The organism is Crenobacter cavernae (assembly GCF_003355495.1).
Lineage (GTDB): Bacteria > Pseudomonadota > Gammaproteobacteria > Burkholderiales > Chromobacteriaceae > Crenobacter > Crenobacter cavernae.
Window position 1 is genome coordinate 578,230 of record NZ_CP031337.1, and the last position, 21,216, is coordinate 599,445.

Here is a 21,216-nt window from a genome sequence, read left to right on the forward strand (position 1 = left end):
GACGGGTCCTGACGGCTGATTACATCATGCCGTCCATGCCCATGCCGCCCATGCCGCCCATCGGGGCTGCGGCCTTGTCTTCCGGCAGTTCGGCGATCATCGCGTCGGTGGTCAGCATCAGGCCGGCGACCGAAGCGGCGTGTTGCAGCGCCGAACGGGTCACCTTGGCCGGATCGAGCACGCCCATCTCGATCATGTCGCCGTATTCGCTGGTCGCGGCGTTGTAACCGAAGTTACCGGTACCTTCGAGCACCTTGTTGATCACGACCGACGGCTCGTCGCCGGCGTTCTGCACGATCTGGCGCAGCGGGGCTTCGATCGCGCGCAGCACGATCTTCACGCCGGCGGCCTGGTCGACGTTGAGGGTCTCGACGCTCGACAGGCTCGAACGCGCGCGCAGGATGGCCACGCCACCGCCGGGCACCACGCCTTCTTCGACGGCGGCACGGGTCGCGTGCAGCGCATCTTCGACGCGGGCCTTCTTCTCTTTCATTTCGACTTCGGTCGCGGCGCCGACCTTGATCACCGCCACGCCGCCGGCCAGCTTGGCTACGCGCTCTTGCAGCTTTTCACGGTCGTAATCGGAGGTGGCGTTTTCGATCTGCGAACGGACCTCGTCGACGCGAGCCTGGATCGCGGCGGCTTCGCCGGCACCGTCGATGATGATGGTGTTTTCCTTGCCCACTTCGATGCGCTTGGCTTGGCCGAGCAGCGACAGGTCGGCTTTTTCCAGCGTCAGGCCGACTTCTTCGGCGATCACGGTGCCGCCGGTCAGCGTGGCGATGTCCTGCAGCATGGCCTTGCGGCGGTCGCCGAAGCCCGGCGCCTTGACGGCGACGACCTTCAGGATGCCGCGGATGGTGTTGACCACCAAGGTCGCCAGCGCTTCGCCTTCGACGTCTTCGGCGACGATCAACAGCGGACGGCCGGCCTTGGCCACCTGCTCGAGCACCGGCAACAGGTCGCGGATGTTCGAGATTTTCTTGTCGAACAGCAGCACGAACGGGTTGTCGAGCAGCGCGATCTGTTTTTCCGGGTTGTTGATGAAGTACGGCGACAGGTAGCCGCGGTCGAACTGCATGCCCTCGACGACGTCGAGTTCGTTCTCGAGCGACTTGCCGTCTTCGACGGTGATCACGCCTTCCTTGCCGACTTTTTCCATCGCGTTGGCGATGATCTGGCCGATGTCGGCGTCCGAGTTGGCCGAGATCGAGCCGACCTGGGCGATCTCTTTCGAGGTCGCGCACGGCTTGGCGATGTTCTTCAGCTCGCCGACCAGCGCGATCACCGCCTTGTCGATGCCGCGCTTCAGGTCCATCGGGTTCATGCCGGCGGCGACGTACTTCATGCCTTCCTGCACGATGGCCTGCGCCAGCACGGTCGCGGTGGTGGTGCCGTCACCGGCGATGTCGGAGGTCTTGGAAGCGACTTCCTTGACCATCTGCGCGCCCATATTCTCGAACTTGTCCTTCAGTTCGATTTCCTTGGCGACCGACACGCCGTCCTTGGTGATGGTCGGCGCGCCGAACGAGCGGTCGAGCACCACGTTGCGGCCTTTCGGGCCCAGGGTCACCTTGACCGCGTCGGCGAGGATGTTGACGCCGTTGACCATCTTGGCGCGGGCGGAGTCACCGAATTTAACTTCTTTTGCTGCCATGTTCTTTACTCTCCAGGGATTAGATGAACGGAAGGGGGATCGGTGGACTTATTCCACGATGCCCATCACGTCTTCCTCGCGCATCACGAGGACTTCCTCGCCTTCGACCTTCACGGTCTGGCCGGAGTATTTGCCGAAGATCACCTTGTCGCCGACTTTCAGTTCGAGCGGGCGACGCTCACCGTTCTCGAGGATCTTGCCGTTGCCGACGGCGAGCACTTCGCCCATGTCCGGCTTTTCAGCGGCGGCGCCGGGCAGGACGATGCCCGAAGCGGTTTTTTCTTCGGCTTCGAGGCGCTTGATCACTACACGATCGTGCAAAGGACGGATTGCCATTGATCTCTCCTATGAGCTTTAGCAAAGGGATTTTGCTGTGAAAATCCCGTAACAAATCAGCGTGTTGGGCCGGGCGTTAGCACTCGACCTTAGCGAGTGCTAATAATAGGGGCGAGTCCGACGCTTTTCAAGAGCCTGCCCCGCGTCGCGCGGCGCCATCGCGTGCGCTAGACGTGGGGCGGCGCAACGGGATTTTCAAGAGGGAATTCAGGAAGGACGAGCAGAATCCGGCACGAAACGGATACCCAGTTGCGACACGCGATTGCCCTCGGTTTTGGCCACCACCAGCGTCAGGCGGCCGAAGGGCACGATGTCGCCCGGCACCAGCGGAGCTTGGCCGAGCCTTTCGCAATAGTCGGACAGCGGCAAGGCGGCGTATTCGGGCGCCAGCGTCACGCCGTAGGCGTGCGCCAGTTCGCCGGCGGTCAGCGTCGCGTCGACGGTGAAAACGCCGTAAAAGCGCTTCGCTTCGCGCTCGGCGCGGCTCGAGAACAGCGCGGTCGCCTCGGCAAGCGCCTCGTCCGTGCCGACCAGATACAGCCAGTCGCCCTCGGCCAAGGCGCCGGCTTCGCCTGCCGCCAGCCTTTCGCCACCGCGGAATACCGCAGCCAGGTGCGCGGCTTCGGGCAGCGCGAGCTCGGCCAACGTCGTCCTCTCGGCGACCGATTCGGCCTCGACGCGGAATGACGCCGCCTCGAACGCCGTGTCGGCGCCGGCCTCGACCTTCACGCGCCGCGCCGGTGGCGGCGTCGCCGGCAGCTTGAGGCCGAGCCGGCCCGCGAGCGGCACCAGGCTCCAGCCCTGGCAGACCAGCGACATCAGCACGACGAAGAAGGCGACGTTGAAATAGATCGTGCCGTTGGGCAGACCGGCCATCAGCGGGAAGATGCCCAGAATGATCGGCACCGCGCCGCGCAGGCCGACCCAGCCGATGTAGAACTTCTCTCTTCTTTGCATGCTGAACGGCAACAGGCCCAGCCACACCGCGACCGGCCGCGCCACCAACATCAAGACCAGCGAGATGGCCAGCGCCGCCGGCGCGAGCGGCACCAGCTCGTGCGGCGTGACCAAGAGACCCAACACCAGGAACATCACCACCTGCGCGAGCCAAGCGTAGCCGTCCTGAACGCGAAGCAGCGTCGACAGCCCGCCGATGCGCGCGTTGCCGAGCAAGAGGCCGGCCAGGTAGATCGCCAGGAAGCCGCTACCACCGGCGACCGACGCCAGCGCGAACAGGAGCAGCGCGGCCGCGAGACCGAACATCGACAACAGCGCGCCCTCGAGCGACAGGCGGCGGAACATCCACACCATCGCGCGACCGCCCAGCCAGCCGGCGAACGCGCCGACGCCCATCTGCTGCACAAAGGCCATCAAGAGCGACGCGTCCGGCACGCTGCGTCCGGCCCCGATCAGGCCGATCAGCGCCAGCGTCAGGAACACCGCCATCGGGTCGTTGCTGCCCGATTCGATCTCGAGCACCGCGCCGACGCGCCGGTTGAGTTTGAGCCCGCTGCCCGACAGCAAGGAAAACACCGCGGCGGCGTCGGTCGAGCCGACGATGGCGCCAATCAAGAGGCCTTCCAGCCACGAGAGGTCGAGCAGCCACGCGGCGAAGCTGCCGGTGATCAGCGCGGTGACCAGCACGCCGAGCGTCGCCAGCGACAGCGCCGGCTTCAGGCCGACGCGGAAGCTGTCGATGCGCGTCCTCAGGCCGCCGTCGAACAGGATCACCACCAGCGCGACGGTGCCGATCAGATAGCTCAAGGGATAGTTGTCGAAGGCGATGCCGCCCGGCCCATCCTCGCCGGCGAGCATGCCCAGCGCAAGAAACACCAGCAGCAACGGCGCCCCGAGCCGCGATGCGAACGACGACACCAAGAGGCTGATGAACAGGATCAGCGCGGCGACCAGGATCGATTGATTGATGAGCTCCAACAGCGCCTTCCCCGTGGTTTGGATGTGTTAATGATTATGCAGCCTGGCAGACCGGCCGGCCGTATTCCCCGAAGAGCTAAGCATAAAAACGAATAATAAAATACATCCAAATACTTTTTGGATATGAATAGAGCCGGATAGACTGCATCAGATGCCCACCACGCTCTTCAAAGCCGCCCGCATCGCCGGTCCGGGAGTCCCCATGAACGACCTGTTTGCCACCTTTCTCGCCACCGTACACCGCGAGTACTTCAGCGGCTTTCCGCTGTGGCAAACCCCGGACGGCCGCATCGCCGGCGAATACTTCAAGATCCGCCTCGGGAGCCGCTTCCGCCCGGTGGTCGACGCGCTCGGCCAACCTTTGGGCCGGGCGGCCGAACTGGTCGCGATCGGCCCGGACGGCCGGACGGTCGGCGAATCGGCGCTCGCCAGGCTGACGCGCGTCAGCGAGTCGCCGGTGGTGCTCGACCGCTTCATCCGCTGCCTGCACCTGTTGAACCACCTGCGCGAGCCCGGCAAGGAGGGCCGACTGTTCCTGCCGGTGTCGGCGGCACTGTTGGAGCGCATCAGCGCCCAGCACGGTCGCGTATTCCGCCAGATACTCGACAGCCTGTCGCAGCCGCCCGGCTCGGTCGCCTTCCTGTTGCCCGGCGCGCTGTCGCATTCGCCGGCGCTGCTCGCACGCCTCGAGGCGAACTACGCCGCGCAGGGCTTTTCCGCCTATCTGCCGCTCGGCCAGCTCAGCGGCGATGTGCTGCTGGTCAAGCCCTTGTCCACGCCCGCGGCAGAAACGCCGCCGCGCGCTTAAGCCTGCCCACTCGCCCTCGGCCAAGACTTCCCCCTGCTGCCACGTCGAGCCTCGACAAAAAAAGGCCCGCCATGAAGGCGGGCACAAGGGGTGTTGCTACGGCGGAGGAATCGATCAGCGACGCTCTTCGGCCAGCTCGGCCACCGGCTCGAGCACGGTGTCGATCAGCGGCGTCGGGTTCGCCAGCTCGCGCTTCAGCGTGGCGGTATCGAGCGAGTCTTCCCACTTGGCGACCACCACGGTCGCGACCGCGTTGCCGACCAGGTTGGTCAGCGCGCGCGCTTCGGACATGAAGCGGTCGATGCCGAGGATCAGCGCGAGGCCGGCGACCGGGATGTCCGGCACGGTGGCGAGCGTCGCCGCCAGCGTGATGAAGCCCGAACCGGTGACGCCGGCGGCGCCCTTGCTGGTCAGCAGCAGCACGCCGATGATGGTCAGTTGCTGCGTCAGCGACAGGTCGATGCCGCAAGCCTGGGCGATGAAGATCGCCGCCATCGTCAGGTAGATCGACGTGCCGTCGAGGTTGAACGAGTAGCCGGTCGGCACCACGAGGCCCACCACCGACTTCTGGCAGCCGAGGCGTTCCATCTTCGTCATCAGGCGCGGCAGCGCCGATTCGGACGACGAGGTGCCGAGCACGATCAACAGCTCTTCCTTGATGTACTTGATCAGGCCCCACACGCTGAAGCCGGCGATCTTGGTGATGGTGCCCAGCACCAGGAACACGAACAGCAGGCAGGTCAGGTAGAACGACCCCATCAGCGCGGCGAGCGACGACAGGCTAGCGACGCCGTACTTGCCGATGGTGAACGCCATCGCGCCGAACGCGCCGACCGGGGCGAGCTTCATGATCATGCCGATCACCACGAACAGGCCTTGCGACACCTTCTCGAACAGGTTGACCAGCGGCTTGGCCGGCGTGCCGATCTTGGCCAGCGCGAAGCCGAACAGCACCGAGAACAGCAGCACCTGCAGGATCTCGCCCTCGGCGAACGCGCCGACGACGCTGTTAGGAATCACGTGCAGCACGAAGTCGACCACCGACTGCTCGCCGGCCTTGGCGGTGTACTTGGCGATGGAGCCGGCGTCCAGCGTCGCCGGGTCGACGTTCATGCCGGCGCCCGGTTTGAGCACGTTGACGACGACAAGGCCGATGATCAGCGCGAGCGTGGTCACCGCTTCGAAGTAGAGCAGCGCCTTGCCGCCGACGCGGCCGACCTTCTTCATGTCTTCCATGCCGGCGATGCCGACCACGACGGTGCAGAAGATGATCGGCGCGATCATCATCTTCACCAGCTTGATGAAGCCGTCACCAAGCGGCTTGAGCGACGCGCCGGTGTCCGGCCAGAAGTGGCCGACGGCCACACCGAGGAGGATCGCGACGATGACCTGGAAGTACAGGCTGCGATAGAAAGGTTTTTTCTGCATGGCTTTTTCCCGTCTCTGTAGTTTCGGAGCGGTACGTCGCCGCTCCTTTTGGCCGAAAGGTGATCGGATGATGGACGGTGTGGCAGGCGGGCGAAATCAGGAGTTTTCGCATTGCGGAAAACCCCAGTGCCGCGAGGAGAAATAGGCATGACGGGGAGCCGATGCCGGCTCCGGACGCGGCAGGACATCGGGGGAGGGGAAGCGAAAGACTGGCGTTTTTCAAGCGCGGGTTGGCCGAGGCCGGCCCGTCAGCGCGCGTCGTCAAGCCTGAACGGCATCGGCACGATCAGCCACGCCTCGACGTGCGTGTCGCCGCGCCTGGCCGGCACGAAGCGCCAGTGCGCGACCGCCTTCAGCGCCGCGTCGTCGAGCCGCTTGTAGCCGCTCGACCTGGCGAGCTGCACCTCGGCCGGGCGGCCGTCGACGGTGACGCGCACGCGGACCTCGACCCTGCCCTCCTCGCCCAGTTCGCGCGAGCGCTCCGGGTAGGCCGGCGGCGGATTGGTCAGGTAGTCGGCGCGGTAGCGCGCCGGCGTGGTCGGCGCGTCTTCGCCGGGCTCGCCCGTGCCGCCCGCCTGGCCGGTGGCCGCCTCGTGCTTCGCGGCCGACGCGGTTGTGCCGCCTCCGCCCGTTACCGGCGATGACGCCGTCGATACCGATGAAGAAACCGACTCGGCCGGTCCCGACCGCGTCGCTTTCGGCGTTTCGGCGCGGCCGGTTTCCGGCTTCGCAGCGTCCGCTCTGCGGGGCGTCAAAGAGGCGGCAGGAGACGCCGCCCGGGCAGGCTCAGGCAAGGTTGGCCGCGCATCGGCTGCGGCCTCCTTGCGGACACCAACCAGCTTCACCGTCAGCGGCTGCGGCTCGCCGACGGTATGCGGCCGCGGCGGCCACAGCGCCAGCGTCGCCGCGTGCGCGGCGAGCGAGACGGCGAGCGCTGCGACGAACACGTGCCCGTCGCCGGGGCCGCGGCTTCCCATGTCAGGCGGTCTCGCGCATCTTCATCGCCTCGACGATATCGACCGCGACGATGCGGGACACGCCCTGCTCCTGCATCGTCACGCCGACGAGCTGCTCGGCCATCTCCATCGTCAGCCGGTTGTGGCTGATATAGAGAAACTGTGTGTTGCATGACATCTTCTTCACCAAGTCGCAGAAGCGGCTGGTGTTGGCGTCGTCGAGCGGCGCGTCGACCTCGTCCAAGAGGCAGAACGGCGCCGGGTTCAGGCTGAACAAGGAGAACACCAGGCTCATCGCGGTCAGCGCCTTCTCGCCGCCGGACAGCAGGTGAATCGTGCTGTTCTTCTTGCCCGGCGGCTGCGCGATGATCTGCACGCCGGCGTCGAGCATGTCCTCGCCGGTCAGCGTCAGCTCGGCGCGGCCGCCGCCGAACAGCGTCGGGAAGAACTCGCGCATCTTGGCGTTGACCGCCTCGTAGGTGTCCTTCAAGAGGTCGCGCGTCTCGGCATCGATCTTGGCGATCGCCTCCGAGAGCGCCTCCATCGCCTGGTTCAGGTCTTCCGACTGGTTCGCCAGATAGTCGCCGCGCTTTTTCGCCTCGTCGAGCTCCTCGAGCGCGGCGAGGTTGACCGCGCCGAGGTTGTCGATCGCGCGCGCCAGCCGCGCGATCTCGGCCGCCAGCGCGTTCGGCTTGACCGCGTCGGTCAGGTCCGCCATCAGCACCGCCTCGTCGGCGCCGGCTTCCTTCAGCTCCTCGTTGAAACGCTCGAGCCCGATGCGCGCCTCCTGGTGCTTGAGCAGCCAGTCCTGGCGCGCCTCGCGGATCGAAGGCAGGCGCGCGTTCGCGTCCTGCTGCTGTTGCGCGAGCACGCGCATCCGCTCGGTCAGGCCGTTGAGCGCATCGCGCGCGGCGGACAGCTCCTGTTCGTGCGTCTCGCGCGCGATCAGCGCCTCCTGCAGCGCCTCCTCGGGCACCGCCTCGTCTGCCGTCTCGCCCTCCTCGGCCAAGGTCATCAGCCGCTCTTCGAGCGTGCCGTCGCGTTCGGCAAGTTCGCGCGCGCGGCGCACGAGTTCGGCGACCTTCTGCTCGGCGGTGTGCTGCGCGAGCTTGATATCGTGCATGCGGCGCTCGGCGTCGCGCGTCTTGTTGCGCGCGAGCTCCAGCCCGGTCTCGGCGTTCAGCCGGTCGATGCGCGCGTCCTCGAGGCTGCTTGCCAGCTCCTCGAGCGTCAGCGCCGCCTCCTCGGCCAGCATCTCGCTGTCGGCGATCGTCTCCTCGGCGTGATGACGCTCCTCGGCCAACCTTTCGCGCTCGGCGCGGATCGCCGACAGTCGCGCCGCGCCCTGGCGCGCCGCCTGGTCGAGCTTGACCTGTTCGAGCGTCGCCGCATTGAGTTCGCCTTCGAGCCTTGTCAGCGCGCCCTTCTGCGCGCGCACCGCCTCGGCCATCATGTTCGTGCGGCTGACCAGGCTCTCGCGTTGACGCTGCAAGGCGTCGATCTCGGGCGCGAGCGCTTCGGCCGCTTCCTGAGCGCGCGACAGCGCCTGTTGGCGAGCGAGCAGGCCGTCGCCACCGGCCTCGGCATGGAAGGCGACCGCCAGCGAAGACACGCGATGACCTTCGGGCGTCAGCAGCACTTCGCCTTGCGCGAGCTCTTGACGTTGGCCGAGCGCGGCTGGCAGCGAGTCGGCGAGGTACACGCCGGCCAGCCAATCGTTGAGTAACGACGAAAACGGCGCGTCGGCCTCGATCTTGTCCAAGAGCCGCGGCCACGGCCGGTTCGATGCACCGACGTTGGCCGAGCCTTGGCCGTCGATAACGGTGAAAGGCGCCGGCGGAATACCAATAGGCAAGGCACCCGCACGCGCGGCGAGCCGGTCGCCGAGCACCGCCTCGAATGCGGGCTGCCATTCGGGCTCGACACTCACCGCCTGCCACAGGCCCGGCGCGCTATCGAGGCCCTGTTCCTCAAGCCAATCGCCAAGCTTCTCGCCGGCCGCCTCGCGAGCGAGCACCGCCGCGAGCGCGTCGGCCTCGGCCTCGGCGCGGGCGAGACGCGCCCTTGCCTCGGCCAACGTTTCGTCGAGCTTTTCCCGCTCCGAGGCCATGTCGGCGAGCTTCGCCTCGTCGGCGGCGACGCGCGCGCGCACCGCGTCGAGCGCCGCTCTCGCGCGATCGACTTCAAACGCGGCGGCCTCGAGCGCGTCGTCGCTAGGCAGGTTCAGGTCTGACAGTTCCTTCTGCAGCGCGCCTTCGCGGCCGGCCAGCTGATTCAAGCGTTCTTTAAGGTGTTCGCCGCGCTGGTGCGCCAGATCCCTTTCGCGCGTCAGGTTCGACTGCTGCGCGGTCAATTGAGAGAGCGCCTGATCCTTGAGCCTGAACTGAGCCTCGGCCTCGGGCAGGCTGTCGGCGCCGTCTTCGAGTGACATCTGCGCCTCTTCGAGCATCATCTGCGCCTCTTCCTGGCGCGGCAGCCAGTCGTCGAGCTCGGCCTCGACCGTGGCGCGCGCCTCGGCCAACCTCTGGCGCTCGTCGCGCGCGGCGGCCATCTCACGCTCGATGCGCGCACGGCTCTGCTCGCGGTGGCGGCTCTGCTCCTCGAGCCGCGCGAGCTGCGCGTTCGCCTCGGACAGCACTTGCTGGGCCGCATGCACCGCGTCGCTCGCCGCGTAGTGGTCTTCGCGCAGCGTGGCAAGCTCCGTCTCAAGGTGCGTCGCTGCGGCCGACAGCGCGGTCTCCTCGGTCTCCAGCCGCGCCAGTTCCTCGCGCGCGGCGGCCTCGGTGCGCGCCGCTTCCTCGCGCCGCGCGAGCGCCAAGAGGTTCTGCTTGTGAGTCAGCGCGCCGCGCATGTCATGGTAGTGGACGGCGACCTCGGCCTGCTCGGACAGCTTCTCTACCTGGCGCGTCAGTTCCTGCTGCAGGTCGGCGATGCGCTCCAAATTATCGCGCGTGTCCGACAGCCGGTTCTCGGTCTCGCGGCGGCGTTCCTTGTACTTCGAGACGCCGGCGGCTTCTTCCAGATAGGCGCGCAGTTCCTCCGGCCGCGCCTCGATGATGCGCGAGATCATCCCCTGCTCGATCACCGCGTAGCCGCGCGCGCCGACGCCGGTGCCGAGGAACAGGTCGGTGATGTCGCGGCGGCGCACCTGCTGGTTGTTGATGTAGTAGCTCGACTCGCCCTGGCGCGTCAGCACGCGCTTGATTGCGACCTCGGCGTACTGGCCCCACGGGCCGGTGAGCGCACCGTCCGCATTGTCGAACACCAGCTCGACCGATGCGCGGCTTACCGGTTTCCTGGAACTCGAGCCGTTGAAGATCACGTCCTGCATCGACTCGCCGCGCAGCTGCTTGGCGCTCGATTCGCCGAGCACCCAGCGCACCGCGTCGATCACGTTCGATTTGCCGCAGCCGTTCGGGCCGATCACCGCGACCAGCTGGCCCGGCACCGGAATCGCGGTCGGGTCGACGAAGGATTTGAAGCCGGCCAGTTTGATATGGGTGAGACGCAAGACGCCCTCGCTAGGATCGGGGTGGCAAAACGGCCCATTTTAGCCGCTTTTCGGCCGCCGCCGGCCGGCACGCGAGGCACATGCGATGTGGAAGGCTGCGGCCTCGGCGCTGTGCCATAATGCCGGGATGGAAATGCTCTCGCTCTCCAACCAATTTCTGATCGCCATGCCCGGCATGGTCGATCCCCTCTTTGCCAAAAGCCTGGTCTACCTGTGCGAGCACGGCGAGCACGGCGCGATGGGGCTGATCGTCAACAAGCCGTCCGGCATCGCGCTGGCGCAGCTGTTCGAACAGATCGACCTGCCGCTGACCGACCGCGAGCTCGCGACGCTGCCGGTGTATTTCGGCGGCCCGGTCCACCCGGACCGCGGCTTCGTGCTGCACCAGCCGGCCGGCAACTGGCAGTCGAGCCTGATGGTCACCGACACGCTGGCGCTGACGACGTCCAAGGACGTGCTCGCCGCGCTCGGTGAAGGCACGGGCCCGGGCGAGCTGATCGTCAGCCTCGGCTACGCCGGCTGGGAGCCGGGCCAGCTCGAGCAGGAAATCGCGCAGAACGCATGGCTGACCGTCCCGGCGTCGACCGACATCATCTTCAACCTGCCCTCCGAAGAACGCTTCGAAGCCGGCATGGCGCTGTTGGGCATCGACCCGACATGGCTGTCCGGCGACGTCGGCCACGCCTGACCCCCCTTACTGGTTCCGCCATGCCCGACTCCACTATCCTCGGCTTCGACTTCGGCGAGCGCCGCATCGGCATCGCGATGGGTGCCGCCGAAGTCGGCGTCGCCACGCCGCTCGTCACGATCGACACCCCGAGCAACGACGAGCGCTTTACGGCCATCGCCAAACTGATCGCCGAATGGCAGCCGGGCGCGCTGGTGGTCGGCCTGCCGACGCACGCCGACGGCACCGAACACGAGATGACCCGCCTGTCGCACAAGTTCGCGCAGCGCCTCAAGGGCCGCTTCGCGCTGCCGGTGTGGCTGGTCGACGAGCGCCATACCTCGCTGTTGGCCGAGAGCATGTTGAACGACGCCGGCGTGCGCGGCAGGAAGCAGAAGACGGCGCTCGACCAGGTCGCGGCGATGGCCATCGTCCAGACCTGGTTCGAAGCCGGCGGCGAAGCGGTGTAAACCTGCCCCTCCGAACGACGAAAGCCGCAGTCCGACGGCCGCGGCTTTTTTCATCTCCACGCCCTTACTGCGGCGGCGAGGGAAACAGCACCACCGGCCCCTTCGGCTCCTCGCCGGGCGGCTGATAGGCCGGCGCCGTCGAACCGGCCGGGCCGAGATAGCGGATGTAGCGGTAGATCGCCTTCAGGTCGGCGTCGCTCATCGCGCGCAGCGAAGGCACCGGCATCGGCGGCCTGAGCTCCGCCGTGCGCGCCACCTTCAGCCAGTCACCCTCGCTGACCCCCTGGACGTAGCGCCGCAGGTTGCTCGGGTAGGTCGTGCCCCAGGGGCCGCGCCAGCCGAGCGAGTCGCCGATCAGCCATTGCTTCTCGGCGACCTGGCCGCCCGACATCGCGAAGCCCGGTGTGTGACAGTCGTTGCAGCCGGTGATCTTCACGAGATAACGCCCGCGCTCGACCGACTTCAGCGCCGTGTTATCGTGTTTGGCCGCCCACACGGCCGGCGCACAAACGCCGATCACCACCGCCACCACGCCCATCCAATCCAGCCGTTTCGTCGCCACGATGCCTCCCCGATGATGGGCCCGATGTGGGCCCGATGCATCCATCGTAGTCATCGCGCGTCATTTTTTCCGCCAAACAATGAAAGACGGGATTGCTTTCGTCGACGAGGCCGAATCGCGGACCCATGCCGGGCTCGGCCAACCCGGCGGGCACGAAAAAGCCGCGGCATCGTGCCACGGCTTGTGGCGACGGGGCCCTCAGCGCGCCGCGCGTTCGAAACGGATAGGCACCCACTTCGACGTCGGCGTCCGGCTGTCGTCGCCGACGCTGGCCAGCGCGACCAAGGGGTTGGTCTCCGGGTAGTAGGCTGCGGCGCTGCCCGGCGGCAGGTCGTACTCGACCAGCGTGAAATCGCAGACGCGTCGCTCGACGCCGTCGCCCCACTCTGCGACCAGGTCGACCGTCTCGCCGGCCGCGAAGCCGAGGCGTGTGAGGTCCGCGCCGGACACGAACACCACGCGGCGCTGGCCGAACACGCCACGGTAGCGGTCATCGAGGCCGTAGATGGTGGTGTTGTACTGGTCGTGCGAGCGCAGCGTCTGCAGCACAAGATCACCTTCATGCGTGTCCAGATGCTCGGGCAACGGTGACGCGGCGAAGGTCGCGCGGCCGCTGGCGGTATCCCAGCGCCGCTCGCGCGCGGCGTTGCCGAGGTAGAAGCCGCGCGGTGCTTTCAGTCTTTCGTTGAAGCCTTCGAAGCCGGGCAGCGTGTCGGCGATTAGGTTTCTGATCCGGTCGTAGTCTTCGATGAGAAACATCCAGTCGACCGGCCACTTTCCTAGCAACGCCTCGGCGACGCCGGCGACGATCGCCGGTTCGGACTTCAGCTGCGGCGACGCGGGTTCCAGCACGCCGGCCGACGAATGCACCATGCTCATCGAATCCTCTACCGAGATCATCTGCGCGCCGCCGGCCTGTTGGTCGATCTCGGTGCGACCGAGGCACGGCAGGATCAGCGCGCTCTTGCCGGTCACCAGGTGGCTGCGGTTGAGCTTGGTGCTGACCTGCACCGTCAGGTCACAGTTTCTGAGCGCCGCCTCGGTCGCCGCGGTGTCGGGCGTCGCCGCGGCGAAGTTGCCGCCGAGCGCGAAGAACACGCGGCTTTGGCCGTCCTTCATCGCCTGGATCGCCTCTACCACCGCATGACCGTGCTTGCGGGGCACGTCGAAGTCGAAACGTCGGCCGAGCTTGTCGAGAAACGCCGCCGACGGCTTCTCGTTGATGCCCATGGTGCGGTCGCCCTGCACGTTGCTGTGGCCGCGCACCGGGCACAGGCCGGCGCCGGGCTGGCCGACGTTGCCGCAGAGCAGCATCCAGTTGGCGATCTCCTGGATGGTCGCGACCGAGTGCTTGTGCTGCGTGATGCCCATCGCCCAGGTGGCGATCACGCGGTCGGCTTTCCGGTAGACCTCGGCCAAGCCTTCGATGACGTCGCGCGTGACGCCCGACTGGCGTTCGATGGTTTCCCACGACGTCGCGTCTACTGCGACCAGGTACGTTTCCAGCCCGTCGGTGTGTTCACGAAGGAAGGCGTGGTCGAACACCGGTTCGCCGCCATTGGCCTGCGCTTCGCGTTCGGCGGCGAGCAGCGCCTTGACCATGCCGCGCACCAAGGCCATGTCGCCGCCGAGTCTCGGCTGCACGTAGCGCGTGTTCATCGTCGTCGCTGAGCCTGCCAGCATCTCGAGCGGGTGCTGCGGGTGGGTGAAGCGCTCGAGGCCGCGTTCCTTCAGCGGGTTGATCGCCACCACCTGCGCACCGCGTTTGACCGCGTCGCGCAAGGTGTCGAGCATGCGCGGATGGTTGGTGCCGGGGTTCTGGCCGAACACGAAGATGGCATCGGCTTGATCGAAGTCGTCCATCGTCACCGTGCCCTTGCCGACGCCGACGCTGCGGCGCAGCGCGACGCCGCTCGCCTCGTGGCATAGGTTCGAACAGTCGGGGAAGTTGTTGGTGCCGTAGGCGCGCACGAACAGCTGATACAGGAAAGCCGCCTCGTTGCCGGTGCGGCCCGAGGTGTAGAACTCGGCCTGATCGGGCGAATCGAGTTGCTTCAGGTGCTGCGCGATCAGCGCGAACGCGTCGTCCCAGGCGATCGGTGCGTAGTGGTCGCTGGCCGCGTCGTAGACCATCGGCTCGGTCAGCCGGCCCTGCGACTCGAGCCAGTGGTCGGTCTGCGCATACAACGACGCGACGCTGTGCTCGGCGAAGAAGGCGGCGTCGACGCGGCGCGCGGTCGCCTCCCAGTTCACCGCCTTGGCGCCGTTCTCGCAGAAGCTGACGCGGCCACTGTGCTTGCCCTCGCCCCACGCGCAGCCGGGACAGTCGAAGCCGCCCGGCTGGTTGGTGTTGGCCAGCGTCTTCAGGTTGGTCAGCGCCTGCTCGCTGTTCAGCAAGTGGCGCGTGGTGCTTTTCAGCGCGCCCCAGCCGCCGGCGGCCCCCGGGTACGGTTCGATGCGGATCTTCTGGCTCATGATGATGTCTGTGTCCGGCGCGTACGGCTATATCGCGAAAAGCTGCTGCGCGTGGTGCCGAAGATGGTCTTCGATAAAGGTCGAGATGAAATAGTAACCGTGGTCGTAGCCGGCGTGGCGACGCAGCGTCAGCGGCTGGCCGCGTTCGGTGCACGCGGCTTCAAACAACTCTGGCCTGAGCTGCGTCTCGAGAAACTGATCGGCCAGCCCCTGGTCGACCAGGATCTCGCCCGGGTAGGGCTCGGCCAACGTTGTTACCCGCTCGCACGCGTCGTGCCGCGTCCATTCGTCCCTATCGTCACCGAGATAGCCGGCAAACACCTTCTCGCCCCAAGGCACCCGGCTCGGCGCGACGATGGGCGCGAACGCCGACAGCGACCTGAATCGCTGCGGATATTTGAACGCCAGCGTCAGCGCGCCGTGTCCGCCCATCGAGTGGCCGAAGATGCCCATCCGGGCGATGTCGACCGGGAAGTGCTCGGCCAACGTTTGAGGCAGTTCGCAGGCGACGTAGCTTTCCATCTTGTAGTGCTTCGCCCACGGCTCGCGCGTCGCGTCGATATAGAAGCCCGCGCCGGTGCCGAAGTCCCAGTCTTTGTCTTCGCCGTCGATGTTCGCGCCGCGCGGGCTGGTGTCGGGCGCGACCAGCGCGAGGCCGAGTTCGGCGGCCACGCGCTGCGCGCCGGCCTTGATCATGAAGGTCTCTTCGGTGCAGGTCAGGCCGGCCAGATAAATCAGCACCGGCACCTTGCCGTGTTCGGCCTGCGGCGGCAGGTAGACCGAAAAGCGCATAGGCAGGCCGATCGTGCTCGAAGCGTGCCGGTAAAAGCCCTGGCGGCCGGAAAAGCAGCCGTGCTGGCTCAGGATTTCCATGTTCTCTCCAAACGGGCGGCGCTGCAGGGGCCACCGCCCGCCCAAGGGGCTGAATCAGTAGACCACCACCGAACGGATCGACTCGCCGCGCTTCATCAGCTCGAAGCCGTCGTTGATCTGCTCCAGCGTCAGCCGGTGCGTGATCATGTCGTCGATGCTGATCTTGTTCTCCATATACCAGTCGACGATCTTCGGCACGTCGGTTCGGCCGCGCGCGCCGCCGAAGGCCGAGCCCTTCCAGACACGGCCGGTGACGAGCTGGAACGGCCGCGTGCGGATCTCCTCGCCGGCGGCGGCGACGCCGATCAGGATCGACTGGCCCCAGCCCTTGTGGCAGCACTCGAGCGACTGGCGCATGGTGTTGACGTTGCCGATGCACTCGAACGCGTAGTCGGCGCCGCCGTCGGTGAGCTGGATGATCGCGTCGACGACGTTGTCGACCTCGTTCGGGTTGATGAAGTCGGTCATTCCGTACTTGCGCGCCATCGCCTCGCGCGCCGGGTTGATGTCGACGCCGATGATCTTGCCCGCGCCGACCAGCCTCGCGCCCTGGATCACGTTAAGCCCGATGCCGCCCAGACCAAACACCACGACGTTGGCGCCCGCCTCGACTTTCGCGGTGAAGATCACCGCGCCGAGGCCGGTGGTGACGCCGCAGCCGATGTAGCAGACGGTGTCGAACGGCGCGTCTTCGCGGATTTTCGCCAGCGCGATCTCGGGCACCACGGTGTAGTTCGAGAAGGTCGACGTGCCCATGTAATGCAGGATCGGCGTGCCGTCGATCGAGAAGCGGCTGCTGCCGTCCGGCATCAGCCCGCGACCCTGCGTCGAGCGGATCGCCTGGCACAGGTTGGTCTTTCTCGACAGGCAGAACTTGCACTCGCGGCATTCGGGCGTGTACAGGGGAATGACGTGGTCGCCCTTTTTCAGCGACTTCACGCCCGGCCCGACGTCGACCACCACACCGGCGCCCTCGTGGCCGAGGATGGCCGGGAACAGGCCTTCGGGGTCGGCGCCCGACAGCGTGTAGTAGTCGGTGTGGCAGATGCCGGTGGCCTTCAGTTCGACCAGCACTTCGCCCTCTTTCGGGCCGGCCAGGTCGACGGTTTCGATGGTCAGCGGGGCGCCGGCTTGCCAGGCGACTGCGGCTTGGGTTTTCATTTCACGTCTCCGGGGCGGGGTTGGGGGCAGAAAGAGAGCCCCAAGTATCGACCCGGATTCGAGCGGAACGTTAAAGGGAAAGCCCGCATGCAGAAAGGAGAGGCAGAAATGCAAAAAGCCACCGGTTTTCACCGGTGGCTTTTCTGAAACTTGGTTGCGGGGGCAGGATTTGAACCTACGACCTTCGGGTTATGAGCCCGACGAGCTACCAGACTGCTCCACCCCGCGTCAGAGAACCCAGATATTATCGAACGTTTCGTTTCAGGTCAAGACTTTTTCAAAAACGATCATCAACCGCGGCGTTTCTTCACCGCGGCGGCGCGTTCGGCCTTCGCGAGGTCGCGCGCCGACTGGCGTTCGGCGTCGAGGCGGCGCGCCTCGGTCAGCCAGTCCTTCCACTCTTCCGGCGTCTCGAGCGTGATGCGGCCGATGGTGCCGTCGCGGAAGTCGGTCAGCACGATCTCGGCGGTCTTCTGGAAGTTGACGCGCCCGCCGCCGAGCATCGCGCCGCGGCGCCGGCCGATCGCCTCCAAGAGCTGGTCGTCGAGCATCTCGGCGACGCCGTCGAGCTTGTAGCGCGCCTCGACGTCGGCCGGGTAGTTCACGATCAGGTATTTCAAGAGTTCGAGCGCGACCTCTTCCTCGTCGAGCGCGTTGCGGCCGACCGCGCCGCTGGCGGCGAGGTTGTAGCCGCCCTGCTCGACCAGGATCTTCGGCCACAGCATGCCCGGCGTGTCGTAGAGGATGAAGTCGTCGGCCAGGTCGATGCGCTGCTCGCCCTTGGTGATGCCCGGCTCGTTACCGACCTTCGCGGCGCGGCGGCCCAAGAGACTATTGATCAGCGTCGACTTGCCGACGTTGGGGATACCGCAGATCAAGACGCGCAGCGGCTTGTCGAGGCCGCTGCGGTGGGGTGCGATCTCGCGGCAGGCGCTGATCAGCCGCTGCGCCGGGCTCTTGTCGCCGGCGTCGAGCCCGATCGCGCGCGTGTCGTTCAGGCCGTTGTAGTAGTCGATCCACACGCGGGTGCGGGTCGGGTCGGCCAGGTCCTGCTTGTTGAGGATCTTCAGCGCCTTCTTCTTGCTCGTCATGCCGGCGAGCATCGGGTTGGCGCTGGAAGCCGGCAGGCGGGCGTCGAGCATCTCGATCACCACGTCGATGCCCTTCAGGCGGTCCGCCACCTGCTTCTTGGCCTTGTTCATGTGGCCGGGGAACCATTGAATCGCCATCGTGTTTACCGTTTCCTCAGGGGCGCGAGCAAGTAGCCGAGCCCGTTGTGTTTGAGTTCGTACACGATCTCCAGCAAGCGGCCGAGCTCGCCCTTGGGAAAGCCCTGGCGGGCGAACCAGACGAGGTAGTTCAGCGGCAGGTCGGCCAAGAGCACGCCCTTGTACTTGCCGTAGGGCATGGGCCGGCTCGCCAGCGCTTCGAGGTCGGCGGCTTGCATCGCGTGTTCGTGTTCCAAAGGGGCGGCATTGTGCCAGAAGCGAGACAAATCAGCCAGTTAAGCCGGTCAGGCCGGCAGCGGCTTGCCGTCGTTGAATGCGAGGAAACCGCGCACGACGCGGTAGATGAACCACACCCAGGTCGCGAACAGGATCAGGAAGCCGACGAGCAGGAAGGTGGTGAGAAAGCCGAGCACGTAGCCGGCGAGCGCCCACCAGAAGGTGCGGATCTGCCACGCGAAGTGGCTCTCGAACACGGTGCCGGCGACGTCGGGCTTCTTGATGTAGTTGACGATCACGCCGACGAGCGCGGTCACGCCGACGAACAGGCTGACGATCTGCAGGATGTAGACCACCAGCGTCAGCTGGTAGAGCTTCTTGTCCGGGTGGGGTCGGGTGGAAGCGGCGGCGGCGGGCCAATCGTTCATCGATTCTCCTTAATGGTCAGCGGCATCAGGCGAGGCCCGCGACGCGCGCGAGCGGCGCCGGCAATGCCGCGCGGCAACATGCTGCTAGTGTAGAAGACCGCGCGATCGCCGACAGGTTCGCCAGCGCCGCCGGCAAATCGAGGCGCGTGCGGCCGGAAAGCGGTGCCTGTCCGTTCGCGGCGAACTCCCTCACCAGCCGCGGTTGCGCCGGGGTGAAGTCGATGGCGAGATCGCCGCACAGCTCGGCCAACCTCTGGTTCGCCGCGTCGAGTTGCGGCAAGGCGTCGAGCGCGATGTCGACTTCGGCGAGTTGCAGCACGAGAATGGTGGCGGCGAGCCAGTCGGCGTCGTCGGCGAAGCGCTCAGGCGAGCGTGCGCTCCAGTCGGCGCGGCGCGCGGCCAGCAGCAGCGCGAACGGGCGGATCGGCAGCAGCGCTTCGAACACGCCGTGTTCGGAAAGCGCAGCAGCGTCGCGGGCGATCGACAGGAAATAGCCCGCCGCCGTCTCGCGCGGGGTCAGCGGGGATAGTTGGCGGAGGGCGTTCATGAAAGGGTTTCCTTGTCGGTGTTGTTGCGCCGCGACCGGAAGACCCTTTGAAAACACAAAAGCCGCCGGTGATGCGGCGGCTTTGGTAGGAGAAGCTGGGTTTCAGCGTGTGCACATCCCTTGGAGCCGCCTCGAGCTGCGGTACCAATAAAAATAGGCAAAGGATGCGATGCGCTGGGTGTTCATGCCTTCAAGGGTGAGCGAAGCACGGCGGACTGTCAAGTTTCGCCGCGACGCAACAAAAAAGCTCGGCCAACCCTTTGCAAGGTTGGCCGAGCTTTCCGGCGACAGGTTTTCCGTTTAGAACGTCCCCGGGCCTGCCCTGCCCGCTTACATATTCGGGTAGTTCGGCCCGCCGCCGCCTTCCGGCGTCACCCAGTTGATGTTCTGCATCGGGTCCTTGATGTCGCAGGTCTTGCAGTGCACACAGTTCTGCGCGTTGATCTGCAACCGCGGCGCGTCCGGTTCGCCGACGAACTCGTAGACCCCGGCCGGGCAGTAGCGCGCCTCCGGGCCCGCGTAGCGCTTCAGGTTGATCTCCACCGGCACGCTCTTGTCCTTGAGCTTCAGGTGCGCCGGCTGGTCTTCGCTGTGGTTGGTGTTCGAGATGAACACCGACGACAGGCGGTCGAAGGTCAGTTCGCCGTCCGGCTTCGGGTAGTCGATCTGGTAGCACATCGCCGCTTCCTTGAGCGTCTCGTGGTCGGCGTGCTTGTGGCGCAGCGTCCACGGCGCGCGGCCGCGGAACAGGTAGGTGTCGAGCGCGCCGTAGGCGATCGCCGGCCACAGCCCCCAGCGGAACGCCGGACGGATGTTGCGCACCCGCCACAATTCGTCGTACAGCCAGCTCTGCTTGAACCTGTCCGGGTAGCTCGTCGCTTCGCGCGCGGTGGAGTCGGTCGACAACAACTCGAACACCGACTCGGCGGCGAGCATGCCCGACTTGATCGCCGCGTGGCTGCCCTTGATCTTCGGCACGTTGAGGAAGCCGGCGGTGTCGCCGACGAGCACGCCGCCCGGGAAGGTCAGCTTGGGCAGGCTCTGGATGCCGCCCTCGTTCAAGGCGCGCGCGCCGTACGAGATGCGGCGGCCGCCCTCGAGCGTCTTCCTGATCGCCGGGTGCGTCTTGAAGCGCTGGAACTCCTCGAACGGCGACAGCCACGGGTTCTGGTAGTCGAGGCCGACGACGAAGCCGACGACGACCTGGCTGTTCTCGAGGTGGTATAGGAAGGAGCCGCCGTAGGTCGCGGTGTCCATCGGCCAGCCTATGGTGTGCGTGACGCTGCCGGCGCTGTGCTGCTCGGCCGGCACTTCCCACAGCTCCTTGATGCCGATGCCATAGGTCTGCGGATCGGCGTCTTTCTGCAAATCGAAGCGCTCGAACAGCGTCTTGGTCAGCGAGCCGCGGCAGCCCTCGGCGAAGATGGTCTGCTTCGCCCACAGCTCCATGCCCGGCTGCCAGGCGCTGGTCTTCTGGCCATCCTTGCCTATGCCCATGTCGCCGGTGGCGACGCCCTTGACCGCGCCGCTCTCGTCGTACAGTACCTCGGCGGCGGCGAAGCCCGGGTAGATCTCGACGCCGAGTTCCTCGGCCTGCCCACCGAGCCAGCGGCACAGGTTGCCGAGGCTGATGATGTAGTTGCCGTGATTCTTCATCTGCGGCGGCGTCGGCAGCTCGATCGACTCGGTCTCGGTCAGGAACAGGAAATGGTCGTCGGTCGCCTCTGTGTTGAGCGGTGCGCCCTTGGCTTTCCAGTCGGGGATCAGCTCGGTGAGCGCCTTCGGCTCGAACACCGCGCCCGACAGGATGTGCGCGCCGATCTCCGAGCCCTTCTCGAGCAGACAGACCGACAGCTCGCGACCGGCGTCTGCCGCAAGCTGCTTGAGGCGAATCGCGCTGGCAAGGCCGGACGGGCCGCCGCCGACGATCACCACGTCGTATTCCATGTATTCGCGT

At 66.5% G+C, this 21,216-nt stretch carries 18 protein-coding genes and 1 tRNA gene; 3 read left to right on the forward strand and 16 right to left on the reverse strand.

The annotated features are described in order from the left end of the window. Positions 1-19: 19 nt before the first annotated feature. The 3 genes from groL to DWG20_RS02745 all read right to left on the reverse strand — a co-directional run bounded on the left by groL (position 20) and on the right by DWG20_RS02745 (position 3,928). Positions 20-1,657 (reverse strand): chaperonin GroEL, encoded by a 1,638-nt coding sequence (gene groL / locus DWG20_RS02735; protein ID WP_115432349.1) that lies wholly within the window; start codon positions 1,655-1,657, stop codon positions 20-22. A gap of 48 nt (positions 1,658-1,705) precedes the next feature. Beyond that, positions 1,706-1,993, reverse strand: coding sequence for a co-chaperone GroES (gene groES / locus DWG20_RS02740; protein WP_115432351.1), 288 nt, complete (start codon positions 1,991-1,993; stop codon positions 1,706-1,708). A 207-nt stretch (positions 1,994-2,200) separates the two neighbouring features. Then, on the reverse strand, positions 2,201-3,928 hold the full coding sequence (locus tag DWG20_RS02745) for a potassium/proton antiporter (protein WP_115432353.1): 1,728 nt from the start codon (positions 3,926-3,928) through the stop codon (positions 2,201-2,203). Between the two features lie 202 nt (positions 3,929-4,130). Between DWG20_RS02745 and DWG20_RS15875 the strand changes: the two genes are divergently transcribed. After that, entirely contained in the window at positions 4,131-4,736 is a 606-nt protein-coding gene (locus DWG20_RS15875) for a hypothetical protein (RefSeq protein ID WP_147289902.1), read from the forward strand. A 114-nt stretch (positions 4,737-4,850) separates the two neighbouring features. Here DWG20_RS15875 and DWG20_RS02755 read toward each other — a convergent pair whose 3' ends face one another. The 3 genes from DWG20_RS02755 to DWG20_RS02765 form a co-directional block, all read right to left on the reverse strand. Next, entirely contained in the window at positions 4,851-6,164 is a 1,314-nt protein-coding gene (locus DWG20_RS02755) for a dicarboxylate/amino acid:cation symporter (RefSeq protein WP_115432357.1), read from the reverse strand. A gap of 248 nt (positions 6,165-6,412) precedes the next feature. Beyond that, positions 6,413-7,141: an energy transducer TonB gene (locus tag DWG20_RS02760; RefSeq protein ID WP_115432359.1), complete on the reverse strand. Its 729-nt coding sequence runs from the start codon at positions 7,139-7,141 to the stop codon at positions 6,413-6,415. 1 nt (position 7,142) lies between these two features. Further along, a complete protein-coding gene (locus DWG20_RS02765) occupies positions 7,143-10,631 on the reverse strand; it encodes a chromosome segregation protein SMC (protein WP_115432361.1) in 3,489 nt (1,162 codons plus the stop codon). A 127-nt stretch (positions 10,632-10,758) separates the two neighbouring features. Between DWG20_RS02765 and DWG20_RS02770 the strand changes: the two genes are divergently transcribed. Continuing rightward, on the forward strand, positions 10,759-11,319 hold the full coding sequence (locus DWG20_RS02770) for a YqgE/AlgH family protein (protein WP_115432363.1): 561 nt from the start codon (positions 10,759-10,761) through the stop codon (positions 11,317-11,319). Between the two features lie 20 nt (positions 11,320-11,339). Further along, positions 11,340-11,768 (forward strand): Holliday junction resolvase RuvX, encoded by a 429-nt coding sequence (ruvX, locus tag DWG20_RS02775; RefSeq protein WP_115432364.1) that lies wholly within the window; start codon positions 11,340-11,342, stop codon positions 11,766-11,768. Positions 11,769-11,832: 64 nt separating this feature from the next. On the opposite strand, the gene DWG20_RS02780 is transcribed toward ruvX, so the two are convergent. From DWG20_RS02780 to DWG20_RS02825, 10 genes are all read right to left on the reverse strand, one after another. After that, the gene (locus DWG20_RS02780; protein ID WP_220272000.1) at positions 11,833-12,330 is read right to left on the reverse strand and encodes a c-type cytochrome; all 498 of its coding nucleotides are present in this window, start codon (positions 12,328-12,330) and stop codon (positions 11,833-11,835) included. 198 nt (positions 12,331-12,528) lie between these two features. Then, a complete protein-coding gene (locus DWG20_RS02785; protein ID WP_115432368.1) occupies positions 12,529-14,805 on the reverse strand; it encodes an FdhF/YdeP family oxidoreductase in 2,277 nt (758 codons plus the stop codon). Positions 14,806-14,832: 27 nt separating this feature from the next. After that, complete coding sequence (gene fghA / locus DWG20_RS02790; protein WP_115432369.1) at positions 14,833-15,678, reverse strand: S-formylglutathione hydrolase; 846 nt, start codon at positions 15,676-15,678, stop codon at positions 14,833-14,835. Positions 15,679-15,732: 54 nt separating this feature from the next. Continuing rightward, complete coding sequence (locus tag DWG20_RS02795; protein ID WP_115432371.1) at positions 15,733-16,839, reverse strand: S-(hydroxymethyl)glutathione dehydrogenase/class III alcohol dehydrogenase; 1,107 nt, start codon at positions 16,837-16,839, stop codon at positions 15,733-15,735. Positions 16,840-16,990: 151 nt separating this feature from the next. Further along, a tRNA-Met gene (locus DWG20_RS02800) sits at positions 16,991-17,067 on the reverse strand. A gap of 62 nt (positions 17,068-17,129) precedes the next feature. Further along, positions 17,130-18,068, reverse strand: a complete 939-nt coding sequence (ylqF, locus tag DWG20_RS02805; protein WP_115432373.1) for a ribosome biogenesis GTPase YlqF — start codon at positions 18,066-18,068, stop codon at positions 17,130-17,132. Positions 18,069-18,073: 5 nt separating this feature from the next. Then, a complete protein-coding gene (locus tag DWG20_RS02810) occupies positions 18,074-18,286 on the reverse strand; it encodes a DUF3820 family protein (RefSeq protein ID WP_115432375.1) in 213 nt (70 codons plus the stop codon). Positions 18,287-18,352: 66 nt separating this feature from the next. Then, positions 18,353-18,712 carry a DUF4870 family protein gene (locus tag DWG20_RS02815; protein ID WP_115432377.1) on the reverse strand — a complete coding sequence of 120 codons (360 nt, stop codon included), beginning with the start codon at positions 18,710-18,712 and terminating at the stop codon, positions 18,353-18,355. Positions 18,713-18,737: 25 nt separating this feature from the next. Next, a complete protein-coding gene (locus DWG20_RS02820; RefSeq protein ID WP_115432379.1) occupies positions 18,738-19,259 on the reverse strand; it encodes a hypothetical protein in 522 nt (173 codons plus the stop codon). A gap of 330 nt (positions 19,260-19,589) precedes the next feature. After that, complete coding sequence (locus DWG20_RS02825; RefSeq protein ID WP_115434713.1) at positions 19,590-21,206, reverse strand: electron transfer flavoprotein-ubiquinone oxidoreductase; 1,617 nt, start codon at positions 21,204-21,206, stop codon at positions 19,590-19,592. Positions 21,207-21,216: the final 10 nt, after the last annotated feature.